Genomic DNA, 14548 nt, shown 5'->3' with positions numbered 1-14548 from the left:
CGACCCGCACCCGCCGTGGATCAGAACCGCAACGGCGCTACGCAGCTTTGGCCTTCGTTGCGTACATGTCCACGTACTCCTGCCCGGACAGCCTCATGACCTCAGCCATCACGGAATCGGTAACCGCCCGCAGCACATACCGATCCCGGTCCATCCCTTCGTACCGGGAGAACTCCATCGCCTCACCGAACCGGACGGTCACCCGCCCCGGACGCGGAATCCCACGCCCACCCGGCTGCAACTTGTCCGTGCCGATCATCGCGAACGGCACCACCGGTGCCCCCGTCATCAGCGTCAGCCGCGCGATGCCGGTGCGCCCCCGGTACAGCCGCCCGTCGGGCGACCGCGTCCCCTCGGGGTAGATCCCGAAGATCTTTCCCTCCTCCAGGATCCGCCGCCCGGTCATCAGCGCGGCGACACCACCGCTCGCCCCGTCCCGGTCCACCGGGATCATGCCGACGCCGGTGAAGAACCACGCCATCAGCCGGCCCTTGAAGCCCTTGCCCGTGACGTACTCGTCCTTGCCGATGAAGAACACCTGCCGCTTGGTCACCAGCGGCAGCACGATCGAGTCGATGAACGTGAGGTGGTTGCCCGCCAGGATCACCGGACCGTCCCCGGGGATGCGCTCCACGCCCTCCACCTGAGGGCGGAACATCAGGCGCATGATCGGTCCGAGCACTGCCTTGATGAGCGCGAAGCGGGACAACGGGTCCTCCGATGTCGAGGGGTCGATATGTGTCTGTGCAGGTGAGGACATTACTCGCGGCTTGGGGGGAAGCGCACATCGGGTGCGGCCGGTTCACCGAGGTCTTACGCACTGTTGACCCGGCTTAACCTGCGGTTGCCCGCCGTCGCCCGACGGTAACCCGCCCGGAACGTTGTGACCGGCATCGCGTCCGAGATCGGCGCGCCGCCGGACGGAGCGTCAGATCCCGGTGTCCGTCCGGCGCGCAGATGACATGCGGCGTCACCCCGGTGTTCCGGATGAGGTCTCCCGGCCGCCATGTACACGCCCCTACGATCGGCGCGCACCGACGGCGCCGCGCCGAAGGGGCTGAGGCGCCCTGGAGGCGGCGCACGAAGAGAAGCGACAGGACGGCAGGAGGCGCTCATGGGATCGCAGGACTCGCACGAGCAGGCGCGCGGAACCGGACGGCGGGCGCTTCTCGGCGCCGCCATGCTCGGCGCGGGCGGAGCGGTCCTCGGACTGCCCGGCGCGGCGCGGGCGACCGAGGCCCGGACCGCGGGCCACGGAGGCGGCCTCAAGAGCCTGCCCGTGCCGACGATCATCGGCCACCGCGGCGCCAGCGGCTACCGCCCGGAGCACACCTTCGGCTCGTACAACCTGGCCCTCGACCTCGGCGCCGACATCGTCGAGGCCGGTGACCTGGTGCCCACCAAGGACGGTCACCTGGTCTGCCGGCACGAGCCGGAGATCGGCGGCACCACGGACGTCGCGTCCCACCCCGAGTTCGCCGGCCGCAGGACCACCAAGGTCCTCGACGGCGTCTCCACCACCGGCTGGTTCACCGAGGACTTCACGCTCGCCGAGCTGAAGACCCTGCGCGCGACCGAGCGCATCCCGGCCAACCGCCCGCACAACACCCTCTACAACGGGCGCTGGGAGATCCCCACGTTCGAAGAGGTCCTGAAGTGGCAGGACGAGCAGACCCGCAAGCGCGGCAAGCAGGTCTGGATCTACCCCGAGACCAAGCACCCCACCTACTTCCGCAAGCTCGGGCTCGGCGTCGAGGAGCGCGTCGCCAAGCTGCTGCGCAAGTACGGCAAGGACAAGCGGACCTCACCGGTCATCCTGCAGTCCTTCGAGCCGACCAGCATGCAGCGGCTGAACAAGCTGGTCGACAACCCCCTCGCCGTCCTGCTCTCCACTGCGGACAGCCGCCCCTGGGACTTCGTGGAGTCGGGCGACCCGCGCACTGTCGCCGACCTTGTCTCGCCCGCGGGCCTGCGGGAGATCGCCGGCTACGCGCAGGGCATCGGCCCCACCCTCGACCTGATCATCCCGCGCAAGGCCGACGGCAGCCTGGGTACGCCCAGCACCCTCGTCGCCGACGCGCACAAGGTGGGCCTGATCCTGCACCCGTACACCATGCGCAACGAGAACCCCTTCCTGCCGGCGGAGTTCCGCAAGGGCACCGACGCGGACGCCTACGGTGACTCCTTCGGCGCCTTCAAGGCCTACTTCGCGACCGGCATCGACGGTGTCTTCACCGACAACGCCGACACGGGCCTGCTCGCCCGCGAGGACTTCGTCAACGGCTGAGCCCTTCCTACCCGTTCGGGTCGTCCCACGGCCGCTCCGGCAACCGCCGCCGGGGCGGCCGCGTCGCTCTGCACATGACGCACGACCTGGTGGCCGCCCTGCGCCCGCTGCTCACCGCCGAGGCCGCGGCCGAGGCCCAGGCGTCTGGCGCCGAACCTGCCGATCTGGAACAGACCGTCTGGCTCCGCCTCCTGGAGCGGGTCGACTCGTCGGGGCCGCCGTACGACCCGGAGGACTGGCTGCGCAGGGCCGTACGCGCAGAGGCTCGTCGCAGCCGCCGTAGAACCCGTACCGAGCGGCCTTACGACGGCGAGCCCGCCGACGACCGCGGACCCGGCCCCGAACAGATCGCCCTCACCGCCGCCCGCCACCGCGCCCTGCGCGAGGCGGTCCGCCGGCTGCCCGGCCGCTGCCCCCGTCTCATCGAGGCGCTGCTCTCCCCGAAGGACCTCACATACCGGGAGATCGCGGGGGAGTTGGGTATCTCACAGGGCAGTCTTGGCCCGGAACGTTCCAGATGTCTGGGATGTCTACGGCGTTTGCTCACACCGGAGGTTGCGGCCCGCGAAGTGCGGGGATAGGAGTGAGGAACAACAGGCGATCAGGTGAGCGGGAGGCGTGCGCACATGGGCATGAGCGTGACCATCTCGGTGGCGACCGAGCAGGATGCAGAGCAGATCTTCAGGCTCCAGTACCTGTGCTTCCAGAGCGAGGCGGCGCTGTACGGCAACTACCGCATCGACCCGCTCGTCGAGACCTTCGACGCGGTCCGCCAGGAGGTCGTCTCCGACTGCGTCTTCGTCGCGCGGCTCGGCGAGGAGGTGGTCGGCTCGGTGCGCGGGCGGCTGACCGAGGACGGCGCCGCCCACATCGGCAAGCTCTGCGTCCACCCGCGCCTGCAGGGCCACGGCATCGGCGCGCGGCTGCTGCGCGCCGCCGAGGCGGCGCTCGCGGAGGAGCGTGGCGCCAAGCGCTTCCGCCTCCACACCGGCCACCGCAGCGAGGGCAACCTGCGCCTGTACCGCCGGGTCGGCTACGAGACGGTGGGCACGTCCAAGGGCGAGGACGGCGTGGAAATGATCGTCCTGGAGAAGCCGGCGGAGACGTACGCGACTACGGCGTGACCGTCCTGCGGGCCTTCCGCAACCAGTACAACGCGGACACCGGCAGCAGCACCGGGATGAAGATGTAGCCCATCCCGTAGTCGGACCAGACGGTCGCGTCCGGGAAGGCCGACGGCTCCACCAGCGTCCACGTACCGACGATCAGCACACCCGCGAGTTCGGCGGCGCAGCACACCAGCGCCGCCTTGCGGGCAGTCTCGCCGCCGCGAACGAGCGTGTACGTGATGAACCCGTACACCACGCCCGCGACTGCGGACAACGAGTAGGCGAGCGGCGCCCGCTGAAAGTCCGTCGCGATCTGGTACGCCGAGCGCGACACCGCGCCGACCACCATCACGCCGTAGAACCAGACGAGCAGCATCCCCGGCCCGCTGATCAGCCGGGTCGGCTTCTCCTCCACCGCGGTCACCTCAGCCTCCCCAGATGTCATAGAGCCGTACCTCGAGCACCGCCAGCACCACGCCGCCCGCGGCCACCGTCACCGACCCCCAGCGGGTCCGCTCGGCCAGCGACATGAACCCCGCCGCAGGCACGCACGCGAACGCGCCCAGCAGATACGCCACGAAGATCGTCGTTCCCTGCTCCGGCTTCTCGCCCCGCGCCAGCTGCACGATCCCGATCACCAACTGCACCAGCGCCAGGACCGACGCCACGGCCATCCCGATGAAGTGCCAGTCCTTGGTCGGCTGATCACGGTAGGCCGCCCACCCGCACCAGGCGGCGAGCAGCAGCGCGGCGACCCCGGTCACCAGGGTCATGGCATTGAACATGCGGTGACCTTATTACGGCCCAAATGCTCTTCCGAGGTCGCCCCCGGCGTACGCCGTAAGGTCGGGACCATGACGATCCACGCACACGCCCTCCTCTTCGACAACGACGGCACCCTGGTCTCCTCCCTCGCATCGGTCGAGCGCTGCTGGACACGCTGGGCCCGGGAGTACGGCATCGCGGCCGAGGAGTTCGGGGCGGTGGAGCTGCACGGGCGTACCGCGGCGGAGATAGTCGCCGACCTGCTGCCCGCCGACGTCGTGCCGGAGGCGATCGCACGGGTCGAGCAGCTCGAGGTGGAGGACGTGCCCCAGGACGGCGTACTGCTGCTGCCCGGCACCCGCGCCTTCCTCGACTCCCTGCCCGCCGACCGCTGGGCCGTGGTGACTTCGGCCACTCGGCGGCTGGCCGAGGCCCGGCTCGAGGCCGTCGGGATACTGCCCAAGACGCTCGTCGCCGCCGACGACGTCACGCACGGCAAGCCCGATCCCGAGCCTTATCTGCTCGCCGCCCGGCAGTTGGGCGTCGACCCGGCCCACTGCGTGGTGTTCGAGGACGCCCCGGCGGGCCTGCGGGCAGGCCGCGCCGCCGGGATGACGACCGTGGCGTTGGCCACAACCCACCGGGCCGACGAGCTGGACGCGGACCTGGTGGTGAGCGACCTCTCGGCCTTGTCCGCGCTGGTCACCGACCAGGGCGTGGAGATCTCCGTCCGCCGCTGACCCTTGTCCGCCCCTGTCCGGCATGCGGACAGGGGCGGTCTGTCAGGACCGCACGTCTGGTTTACTGATTCGCATGACCACGACGAGCTGCCGCACCCCTGCGACCGAGGCGACCCTGACGCCCGGTGCTCGTTGTATGTGTCGCATGTGCCGAATGTGCGCCTTCTAGAGGGCCCCCGCACCGCCTGAGCCTCGCGCCCCGAAGCGAGACGCCGTGACATGTCCGTGACGTCGTAGCCGATACGCACACGTGACCGACGCCTCCCCGCGCGCACGTTCTCCCACTCCAGCGTCACCACGAGAACCGTGCCGCGTGCCTGAACGAATGCACCCGTGCCCAGGCACACCCACGCCTGCGCACTCGACAGTGACGGAAACCCCAGTGATCACCACATCGGGCCTGACCAAGGTCTACCGCTCACGCGGCCGCGAGGTCACCGCCCTCGACGGCGTCGATCTCCACGTCCGCGAAGGCGAGGTGTACGGCGTCATCGGCCAGTCCGGCGCCGGCAAGTCCTCGCTCATCCGCTGCGTCAACCTCCTGGAGCGTCCGACATCCGGGACGGTCACCGTCGCCGGACAGGACCTCACGGCCCTCGCCGGCCGTGGACCGCGCGCGGGCAAGGAACTCCGCCGGGCGCGCAGCCGTATCGGCATGGTCTTCCAGCACTTCAACCTGCTGTCCTCCCGCACGGTCCAGGAGAACGTCGAGCTGCCGCTCGAGATCCTCGGCACATCGGGGAGGGAACGTTCCCGCAAGGCGCTCGAACTGCTCGACCTGGTCGGCCTCGGCGACAAGGCCAAGGTCTATCCCGCCCAGCTCTCCGGCGGCCAGAAGCAGCGCGTCGGCATCGCCCGCGCCCTGGCCGGCGACCCCAAGGTGCTGCTCTCCGACGAGGCCACCAGCGCCCTGGACCCGGAGACCACCCGCTCGATCCTCCAGCTGCTGCGCGACCTGAACCAGCAGCTGGGACTCACCGTCCTGCTCATCACCCACGAGATGGACGTCGTCAAGAGCATCTGCGACTCCGCCGCGCTCATGGAGCAGGGACGCATCGTCGAGTCCGGCACCGTCAGCGAGCTGCTCGCCACCCCGGGCTCCGAACTGGCCGCCGCGCTCTTCCCCGTGGGCGGCGAGGCCTCCGGCGCCGACCGGACCGTCCTCGACGTCACCTTCCACGGTGAGGCCGCCACCCAGCCCGTCATCTCCCAGCTGTCGCGCACCTACAACATCGACATCTCGATCCTCGGCGCCGCCATCGACACCGTCGGCGGCCTCCAGGTCGGCCGGATGCGCATCGAACTGCCCGGCCGCTACGAGGACAACGTCGTGCCCGTCGGCTTCCTGCGCGAGCAGGGACTTCAGATCGATGTCGTCGGCAGCGAGGGGCAGGAGCCCGCACTTGTGAAGGAAGGTGCCAAGTGACCTGGTCCGAGATGCAGCCGCTGCTGTCCCAGGCGTGTTGGGACACGCTCTACATGGTCGGCTGGTCCACGCTCATCGCCGTCGTCGGCGGACTCCCGCTCGGCGTCCTGCTCGTGCTGACCGACCGGGGCGGACTGCTGCAGAACGTCCTCGCCAACAAGGTCATCGGGCAGATCGTGAACATCGCCCGCTCGATGCCGTTCATCATCCTGATGGTGGCGCTGATGACGTTCACGCGCTGGATCACCGGCACCACCATCGGCCGCGAGGCCGCCATCGTGCCGCTCGCCATCGGGGCGATCCCGTTCTTCGCGCGCCTCGTCGAGACGGCTGTCCGCGAAGTGGACGGCGGTCTCGTCGAGGCCGTGCAGTCGATGGGCGGCAACACCTGGACCGTCGTCCGCAAGGTCCTCGTCCCCGAGGCCCTGCCCTCTCTCATCTCCAGCACCACGACGACGATCGTCGCGCTCATCGGCTACTCCGCCATGGCGGGCACGGTCGGCGCGGGCGGTCTCGGCGACATCGCCATCCGGTACGGCTACCAGCGCTTCGAGACCGAGCTGATGTGGATCACCGTGGCGATCCTCGCCGTCGTGATCTCGGTCATCCAGTTCGCCGGCGACTACTCCGCACGCGGCCTGCACCGGCGCGGGGGCCACTCCGGGCCGGCGCCGAGGCTGCGGCTGCTGAAGGCCAAGGAGCCCGCCGCCGCGGACGCCGGCCAGGCCGTCTGAACCCCCTCCCCGAGCTCCCCGCTCGCCCACCCTCCCCCAGACTCCGTCCGGGGGACCCCCACCGACCACCGCGCCTCAACGACGGCGCTTCGCGCCGCACCCCTTGATCCAAGGGGTCGCACCACCCATAAGGAAAGGCACTTTTCGTGCGTAACACCGCCAAGATCACCGCCGCCGTCCTCGCCGTCGGAGCCCTCACCGTCGGGCTCACCGCCTGCGGCTCCGACAAGGACAGCTCCTCGTCCTCCGCCGACTCCAGCGGACCGCTGATCGTCGCCGCGAGCCCGACCCCGCACGCCGAGATCCTCAACTTCGTCAAGGACAACCTGGCGAAGAAGGCCGGACTCGACCTGGAGGTCAAGGAGTTCCAGGACTACATCGTCCCCAACACCGCGACCGAGGACGGCTCGGTGGACGCCAACTACTTCCAGAACCAGCCGTACCTCGACGACTTCAACAAGAAGCGCGGCACCCACATCGTGCCCGTCGTCACGGTGCACCTGGAGCCGCTCGGCCTCTACTCCCACAAGGTCAAGAGCGCCGACGCCCTCAAGAGCGGTGCGACCGTCGCCGTCCCCAACGACGCCGTCAACGAGGCGCGCGCCCTGAAGCTGCTCGCCGCCAACAAGCTCATCACCCTCAAGGACGGCGCCGGCACCGAGGCGACCCCGCAGGACATCGCCGACAACCCGAAGAACCTCAAGTTCAAGGAGGTCGAGGCGGCCCAGACCGCGCGCTCCCTGGACGACGTGGACGCCGCGGTCATCAACGGCAACTACGCCATCGCCGCCGGCATCAAGCCCGCCGAGGACGCCCTCGTCCTCGAGTCCGCGAACAACAGCCCGTACGGCAACTTCCTCGCGGTCAAGAAGGGCAACGAGGACGACCCGCGCGTGCAGAAGCTCGCCAAGCTCCTCACCTCGCCCGAGGTCAAGAAGTTCATCGAGGACAAGTACCAGGGCTCGGTCATCCCCTCCTTCTGAGCCTGCCGGACCTGCGTGAGAAGCGGGTCAAGAAGCTCGCCGGACACCTGACCTCGCCCGAGGTGAAGAAGTTCGTCGAGGACAAGTACCAGGGCTCGGTCCTGCCCCCCTGCGCGAGCTGAGGGGGCGTATGCCCGCGTATCGCCACGCACGGGGTCCACACCTTCACTTGGTGTGGACCCCGTGGTGCGGTTCACTGCCTTCATGCTGCATGCTGGGCAGTTCAGGCAGTTCAGCAGGCCCTGAAGGTTTCCGAAGGTTACGGAGCGCCGCATGACTAGCACCTTCCCCGACATCTCCATCAGCACGGAGCGGTTGGTGCTGCGCCCCCTCGAGGAGCCCGACATCGAGGCCTTCGCCGAGATGATGAACGACGAACTGGTCACTGCCTGGACGTCCGTCCCGCATCCCTACACCCGGGCCGACGCCCGGGCCTGGATCAGCGAGCTGGCACCCGCCGAACGGACCGAGGGACGCGGCATCGTGTTCGCCGTCACCGAGTTCCTCACCCAGCGCCTGGTCGGCATCGTGCATCTGCGTCACACCGACTGGCGCGTCCGCTCCAGCGAGATCGCCTACGTCATCGCTCCCTGGGCGCGCGGCGAGGGCTATGCCGCCGAGGCGGCGCTCGCCACCGCCCAATGGCTCTTCCACGACCAGAAGTTCGAGCGCCTCGAGCTGCGCACGGCGGCCGACAACACCGCCTCCCAGCAGGTCGCCCAGAAGATCGGCTGCATCAGCGAGGGTGTCCTGCGGGGCGCCTGGATAGCGCGCACCAGGACCGGGAACGGGGAATGGGTCGAGGTGCGCACCGACGTGATCGTCTGGAGCCTGCTGCCCGAGGACCTCGCCGGAGTCACCGACGCCGGCGGTTTCACCTCGTTCTCAGACTGGGACTGAACAGGCCGGCACCACCCGTGACCGTGCTGGTCGCGCGCCCGACAGCTCCACCGGGTACCCTCACGGAGCCCGCACCCTACGACCTGCGCAAACCCTGGAGACTGACGACGATGGCCGACCGCGTCACGGTGATCGGCTGGGACGGCTCGCCCCTGACCGCCGCGGCCCGCGCCGCCCTGGGCGCCGCCACCCTCGTCGCGGGCGCGGCCCACCACCTCGCGCTCCCCGAGGTCCCGCACACCGCCGAGCGCATCCGCCTCGGCAGTGTCGCCCTGGCCGCCCGTCGCATCGCCGCCCACCGCGGCACCGCGGTCGTGCTCGCCGACGGCGACCCCGGCTTCTTCGGAGTCGTACGGACCCTGCGCGCACCCGAGTTCGGGCTCGAGGTCGAAGTCGTCCCCGCCGTCTCCTCCGTGGCCGCCGCCTTCGCCCGTGCCGGCATGCCCTGGGACGACGCACAGGTGGTCGTCGCACACCGGCGCACCCTGCGACGCGCGGTGAACGTGTGCCGCGCCCACACCAAGGTCGCGGTCCTCACCTCGCCCGGCGCCGGTCCCGCCGAACTCGGTCTGCTCCTCGACGGTGTGCACCGCACCTTCGTCATCTGCGAGGAACTGGGCACCGAGCGCGAACAGGTCACCGTCGTCACCTCCGACAAGGCCGCCGACCACACCTGGCGCGATCCCAACGTCGTCATCGTCATCGGCGGCCCGGTGGGCTCGGCCGAGGACGGTGGCTGGATCGCCGGGCGCGACCCGGGGGCCGGTCCGCGCGGCTGGGTGCAGCCCGACGAGGCGTACGGCGGCGGACTCGGCGAAGGGGAGACCGGGCTGCTCCGGGCGGCCCAACTCGCCCGCCTGGGACCGCGCGTCGGTGACCTGGTGTGGGACATCGGCTGCGGCGGCGGCGCGTTCGCCACGGAGGCCGCACGCGCCGGTGCCGCCGTCATCGCCGTGGACCGGGACCCCTACGCGTGCGCTCGCACCGAGTCGGCCGCCCGTGGCTTCGGCGTCCAGCTCCAGATCGTCCACGGCACCGCACCGCACGTCCTGGAGAACCTGCCCGAACCGGACGTCGTGCGCGTCGGCGGCGGGGGAGCGGCCGTCGTTCTCGCGGTGGCCGACCGCCGGCCGCAGCGCATCGTCACGCACGCCGCGACACGCGACGCCGCCGAACTCATCGGCCGAGACCTGACGGAGCACGGATACCGGGTCGAATGCGCCCTTCTCCAATCCGTCGAACTGGACACCAGGGCCTGGACGGAGACCGAACGGAACATCGCGTTCCTGCTGAGTGCGGTGCTGCCCGATCGCGCCCCGTGATCCTGTTGTCGTACCGCTCGCGGTAGGCTGGCCGATCGTTGTACCGCACCGAGTGGCCCGGAATTTCGTTCGTCAATGTCCGGAAAACGCGCCCCTTTTGGGGTGGGTGTGGTACGGCAGAACCGGAGGGTGCGCGCAACGTGGCGCAGCCCACAGCGGGCTGTCGCGGATCACGCTGTCGCGACGGTGGAACGGCCGGGACAATGCCACTGAATGGCTTTGTCGCCTTTTCCGGCGGGTCGTTCGTGCCGCTGAGCACGCACGCTCGTTCTTCACTGCGGGGCGGTCGGTGCGCCGTTCCGGGTGAGCTGGTCGTAGAAGCACGAAACCGATGGGCGAGGGGTACGCATGACCGACACCGGCCAGGTCCCGGGCGAGGGACTGCCGGAGAGCGCAGGCATGGTGGAACAGCCGGGCGTCCCCGCGCACGGTGCGTACACCTACCTCTCCGACGCCGCCACCGAGGACGACGAGCTGCTGATGCCGGGCGCCCAGGGCGCGTGGGGCAACGAAGTGCCCCCGCCCGCACCAGAACCCGCGGTCGAGCCTGTCCACCAGCCGGGCCCGCACGAGACGGCCGGCCGGGACAGCGGCTCCGTGGACCTCAATGGTGTACGGCTGCCCGACCCGGCACCGGTCTCGGTCCCGCCGTCCCCCATCCTCTCGGTCCCGCACGACCATTCGGCGGGCCACACCCCGCGCCGCCCGCTGCACCTCGGCCCGCCGATCCCCGACGCCTCCGCCAGCCCGGTCCGCTCCCTCGCCGACCGCGGCCCCGCGGGCACGCCGGTACGGCAGCCGGGCCCGCCCACCACCGGCCCCGAGTACCTCGACGTCCAGCCGCTGCGCGACCTCGCCCCGCAGAACGCGACGCCCTGGGGCGCACAGCCGCCCGTGGCCCAGGTCGGCGCACAGGAGCCGGCTGCGGAAACGGTTGTTCCGGGCAATCCGGGTGTCGCCCCCTCGGTCGCCGCCCAGCCAGCGGTGAGCCACGTGCCGCCGGACGCGGCCCTGGCGAGCGACGCGGTTCCCGTCGGCCTGGTGGCCGAGTCGACCCTCCCCGCGCCGGAGCCCTCGGCCGGGGCGCAGGCGCAGAGCGGCGTCCACATGGCGCACGGCCACGACGGGGTGTACCCGGCGCCGGGCGGCCCGGGTGCCGAGGGCGCGTACGGTCCGGAGAGCGGGCAGGTTCCCAGGGCCGTACAGGTCCCCGAGGGGACGCACGGCCCGACGGGGGGCCCGGTGACGGGGCACGCGGCCGTCGCAGGGACGCCGGCGCACGGCCTGCCGGTCGCACCGGACCAGCTCGCGCCGAACACAGGACCCGGGGGAGTGCCGGACGCGAAGGCCGTCGCCGGCCTCGAGGGCGCGCCGGACACTCCGGCTCCCGAGGTCTCGCGGTTCCCGGAGTCCGCGCAGGCGCCGGAGGGCGTACCGGGCTCGGACCCCGCGGCCCAGCAGGAGGCGAACGCCCCGCAGGGCGGTCAGGCGGCCGGCCCCGACGCCTCGGTCCGGATTCAGCAGAGCGCGCACGCCTTGCACGACGGTCAGGCCGGACCGGACGCGCATGCTTCTCAGGGGGGTCAGGTCCAGCCCGACGCGCATGCTTCCCACGGGGGGCAGGCGCAGCCGGACGCCGCGGCCCACGTCCAGCAGGTCGCGCACGCCACCCAGGCCGGCCCGGTCCAGCCGGAGGCACCCGCCCCGGACACCGACGCACCCGTGCAGCAGGCCGCCGCCACCGACTCCCAGGCCGCGATCCCGATGCCGGGGGGCGCGCCCGTCCCGCCCGCCCCAGACGCCGTACAGGCCGGGCCGGCGACGCCCGCCGACGGCACGCCCGCACCCGTCGCACCGCAGCCCGCCGAGGCGGACCACGCCGCACAGGCCCAGGGTCCCCAGACGCAGCAGCCCGCCGAGGCTCTGCCACACGCCTCCGGCCCCATCGCGCTGGGCCCTGTGACTTCCGCGAGCGAAGCGGGCGTCGGGCGCCTCGAGGGTGGCGCCCCGGAGGCGGACGCGTCCCAGCCCGGTGTCGCGGGCACCGAGCCGCACACCCGGCAGCCCGTACCCGCGGCAGCCACCCCGGAAGCCGGCTCCGCTCCCGCGGCACCGTCGGCCGACCAGCCGGCCGCCGACCAGAACACCCTGCCGAGCAGCGTCCCCCTCGAGCCTCAACCGGACCAGCCGCTGGGCGAGTTCGTGCCGGTCGAGGGGCAGGTGCCGACGACCCCGCACCTGGCCCCCACCCCGCCGCAGCCGCTGATCCTCCCGACGCAGGAGCAGGGCGAGGCTCAGGAGACGCCCGCGGGAGCGGAGGAGCCCGTCGCCACGGTTCCCGCGCCCCGGGAGGCCGAGCCCGCTGCCGCGCCGGACGTCGCGCCGGACTCCGACGCCGTACAGCACGCGGAGGATCTGGAGACCCGGGCGGCGGACCAGGAAGAGGGCACCGCCACGCCGGCGGAGGCACGGCGGTCCACCGGCCCGGCCGCGCCCGGTTACGAAGACGCCGAGCGTGAGGCCGTCCTCAAGGTCATGCGCGAGCGCCGCGACATCCGCAACGGCTTCCGCAGCGACCCGATCCCGCACGAGGTGCTGCTCCGCGTCCTCGAGGCGGCGCACACCGCGCCGTCCGTGGGCCACTCGCAGCCCTGGGACTTCGTGGTCATCCGGTCCGCCGAGACCCGCCGCACGATGCACGAACTGGCCATGCGCCAGCGCGATGCGTACGCCAAGTCGCTGCCCAAGGGCCGGGCCAAGCAGTTCAAGGAACTGAAGATCGAGGCCATCCTCGACACCCCGGTGAACATCGTCGTCACCGCCGACTCGACGCGCGGCGGCCGTCATACGCTGGGCCGGCACACCCAGCCCCAGATGGCGCCGTATTCGTCCGCGCTCGCCGTCGAGAACCTCTGGCTCGCCGCCCGCGCCGAGGGCCTCGGCGTCGGCTGGGTCAGCTTCTTCGACGAGCGCGAGATGGTCCGCGCCCTCGGCCTGCCCGAGCACCTCGAGGTCGTGGCGTACCTGTGCGTGGGCTACGTCGACGAGTTCCCGGACGAGCCCGAGCTGATGCAGGCGGGCTGGTCCAAGCGCCGCCCGCTGTCCTGGGTCGTGCACGAGGAGACGTACGGCCGCCGCGCGCTGCCCGGCGAGAACCCGCACGACCTGCTCGCCGAGACCGTCGCCGGAATCCGCCCGCTGGACGCAAAGGCGCTCGGCGAGGCCTGGGAGCGGCAGAAGCGCATGACGAAGCCTGCGGGTGCGCTCGGCATGCTGGAGATCATCTCCGCCCAGCTGTCCGGCCTGTCCCGGCAGTGCCCGCCGCCGATCCCGGAGCCCGCGGCCGTCGCGATCTTCGCGGGCGACCACGGCGTGCACGCCCAGGGCGTCACCCCCTGGCCGCAGGAGGTCACCGCGCAGATGGTGGCCAACTTCCTCGGCGGGGGAGCGGTCTGCAACGCGTTCGCGGCCCAGGTGGGCGCCGAGGTCTGCGTCGTCGACGTGGGCGTGGCCACCGACCTCCCGGCCACCCCCGGCCTGCTGCCCCGCAAGGTCCGCGCGGGCACGTCCGACATGACGACCGGTCCCGCGATGACCCGCGAGGAGGTCAAGCAGGCCATCGAGGTCGGCATCGAGACGGCCCGCGACCTGGTGGCGGCCGGCAACAAGGCACTGCTCACCGGCGAGATGGGCATCGCCAACACGACGGCGTCCGCCGCGCTCATCTCGGTGTTCACGGGCGCGGACCCGGCCGAGGTCACCGGCCGCGGCACCGGCATTAACGACGAGACCCTGGCCCGCAAGACCGAGGTCGTGCGCCGCGCCCTGGAACTCCACCAGCCCGACCCGGCCGACCCGATCGGCGTCCTCGCCGCGGTCGGCGGCTTCGAGCACGCGGCGATGGTCGGCCTGCTCCTCGGCGGCGCGTCCCTGCGTACGCCGGTGATCCTGGACGGCGTCAGCGCCGGAGCCGCGGCCCTGGTGGCCCGCGCGATCGCCCCGGAGGTCCTCGCGGCATGCATCGCGGGCCACCGCAGCGCCGAACCGGGTCACGTGGCAGCCCTCAACAAACTGGGCCTGCGCCCCCTGGTCGACCTCGACCTCCGCCTCGGCGAAGGCACGGGCGCCCTGCTGGCCCTGCCCCTGGTCCAGAGCACGGCACGGGCCATGCACGAGGTGGCGACGTTCGATTCGGCGGGGGTCACGGAGAAGTAGGGGACGGGCGCTTCGGGAGGACCGTTCCGGGTTCTGTTCAACGGGCCGGTGGTCGTGGGCAGTCGTT

At 71.5% G+C, this 14548-nt stretch carries 13 protein-coding genes; 10 read left to right on the top strand and 3 right to left on the bottom strand.

Annotation, left to right across the window (positions count from 1 at the left end; genetic code table 11):
- Window positions 1-37: 37 nt before the first annotated feature.
- Window positions 38-658 carry a lysophospholipid acyltransferase family protein gene (locus IEZ19_RS04540; RefSeq protein WP_229839951.1) on the bottom strand — a complete coding sequence of 207 codons (621 nt, stop codon included), beginning with the start codon at window positions 656-658 and terminating at the stop codon, window positions 38-40.
- Between the two features lie 456 nt (window positions 659-1114).
- On the opposite strand from IEZ19_RS04540, the gene IEZ19_RS04535 reads away from it, so the two are divergent.
- From IEZ19_RS04535 to IEZ19_RS04525, 3 genes are all read left to right on the top strand, one after another.
- On the top strand, window positions 1115-2287 hold the full coding sequence (locus tag IEZ19_RS04535) for a glycerophosphodiester phosphodiesterase (RefSeq protein WP_189309669.1): 1173 nt from the start codon (window positions 1115-1117) through the stop codon (window positions 2285-2287).
- 74 nt (window positions 2288-2361) lie between these two features.
- Window positions 2362-2868 (top strand): sigma-70 family RNA polymerase sigma factor, encoded by a 507-nt coding sequence (locus tag IEZ19_RS04530; protein ID WP_189309668.1) that lies wholly within the window; start codon window positions 2362-2364, stop codon window positions 2866-2868.
- Window positions 2869-2913: 45 nt separating this feature from the next.
- Window positions 2914-3411, top strand: coding sequence for a GNAT family N-acetyltransferase (locus tag IEZ19_RS04525; RefSeq protein WP_189309667.1), 498 nt, complete (start codon window positions 2914-2916; stop codon window positions 3409-3411).
- On the opposite strand, the gene IEZ19_RS04520 is transcribed toward IEZ19_RS04525, so the two are convergent.
- Window positions 3401-3841, bottom strand: coding sequence for a hypothetical protein (locus tag IEZ19_RS04520; RefSeq protein ID WP_373296910.1), 441 nt, complete (start codon window positions 3839-3841; stop codon window positions 3401-3403). The two genes, IEZ19_RS04525 and IEZ19_RS04520, sit on opposite strands and share 11 nt — an antisense overlap.
- Complete coding sequence (locus IEZ19_RS04515; protein ID WP_189309665.1) at window positions 3822-4181, bottom strand: hypothetical protein; 360 nt, start codon at window positions 4179-4181, stop codon at window positions 3822-3824. The genes IEZ19_RS04520 and IEZ19_RS04515 overlap by 20 nt, the downstream gene beginning before the upstream one ends.
- Window positions 4182-4250: 69 nt before the next feature.
- Between IEZ19_RS04515 and IEZ19_RS04510 the strand changes: the two genes are divergently transcribed.
- From IEZ19_RS04510 to cobT, 7 genes are all read left to right on the top strand, one after another.
- Window positions 4251-4901: an HAD family hydrolase gene (locus IEZ19_RS04510; protein ID WP_189309664.1), complete on the top strand. Its 651-nt coding sequence runs from the start codon at window positions 4251-4253 to the stop codon at window positions 4899-4901.
- Window positions 4902-5283: 382 nt separating this feature from the next.
- A complete protein-coding gene (locus IEZ19_RS04505) occupies window positions 5284-6327 on the top strand; it encodes a methionine ABC transporter ATP-binding protein (protein WP_189309663.1) in 1044 nt (347 codons plus the stop codon).
- Window positions 6324-7061 (top strand): methionine ABC transporter permease, encoded by a 738-nt coding sequence (locus IEZ19_RS04500; protein WP_189309662.1) that lies wholly within the window; start codon window positions 6324-6326, stop codon window positions 7059-7061. The genes IEZ19_RS04505 and IEZ19_RS04500 overlap by 4 nt, the downstream gene beginning before the upstream one ends.
- A 146-nt stretch (window positions 7062-7207) precedes the next feature.
- Entirely contained in the window at window positions 7208-8044 is an 837-nt protein-coding gene (locus tag IEZ19_RS04495) for a MetQ/NlpA family ABC transporter substrate-binding protein (RefSeq protein WP_189309661.1), read from the top strand.
- A gap of 273 nt (window positions 8045-8317) precedes the next feature.
- Window positions 8318-8944 (top strand): GNAT family N-acetyltransferase, encoded by a 627-nt coding sequence (locus IEZ19_RS04490; RefSeq protein ID WP_189309660.1) that lies wholly within the window; start codon window positions 8318-8320, stop codon window positions 8942-8944.
- Between the two features lie 110 nt (window positions 8945-9054).
- Window positions 9055-10266 (top strand): precorrin-6y C5,15-methyltransferase (decarboxylating) subunit CbiE, encoded by a 1212-nt coding sequence (gene cbiE / locus IEZ19_RS04485; protein WP_189309659.1) that lies wholly within the window; start codon window positions 9055-9057, stop codon window positions 10264-10266.
- Between the two features lie 348 nt (window positions 10267-10614).
- A complete protein-coding gene (cobT, locus tag IEZ19_RS04480) occupies window positions 10615-14481 on the top strand; it encodes a nicotinate-nucleotide--dimethylbenzimidazole phosphoribosyltransferase (protein ID WP_189309658.1) in 3867 nt (1288 codons plus the stop codon).
- Window positions 14482-14548: the final 67 nt, after the last annotated feature.

The sequence above is a fragment of the Streptomyces brasiliensis genome, from assembly GCF_014647875.1.
GTDB classification, from domain to species: domain Bacteria; phylum Actinomycetota; class Actinomycetes; order Streptomycetales; family Streptomycetaceae; genus Streptomyces; species Streptomyces brasiliensis.
This window is presented reverse-complemented; position numbering and strand designations above follow the sequence as displayed.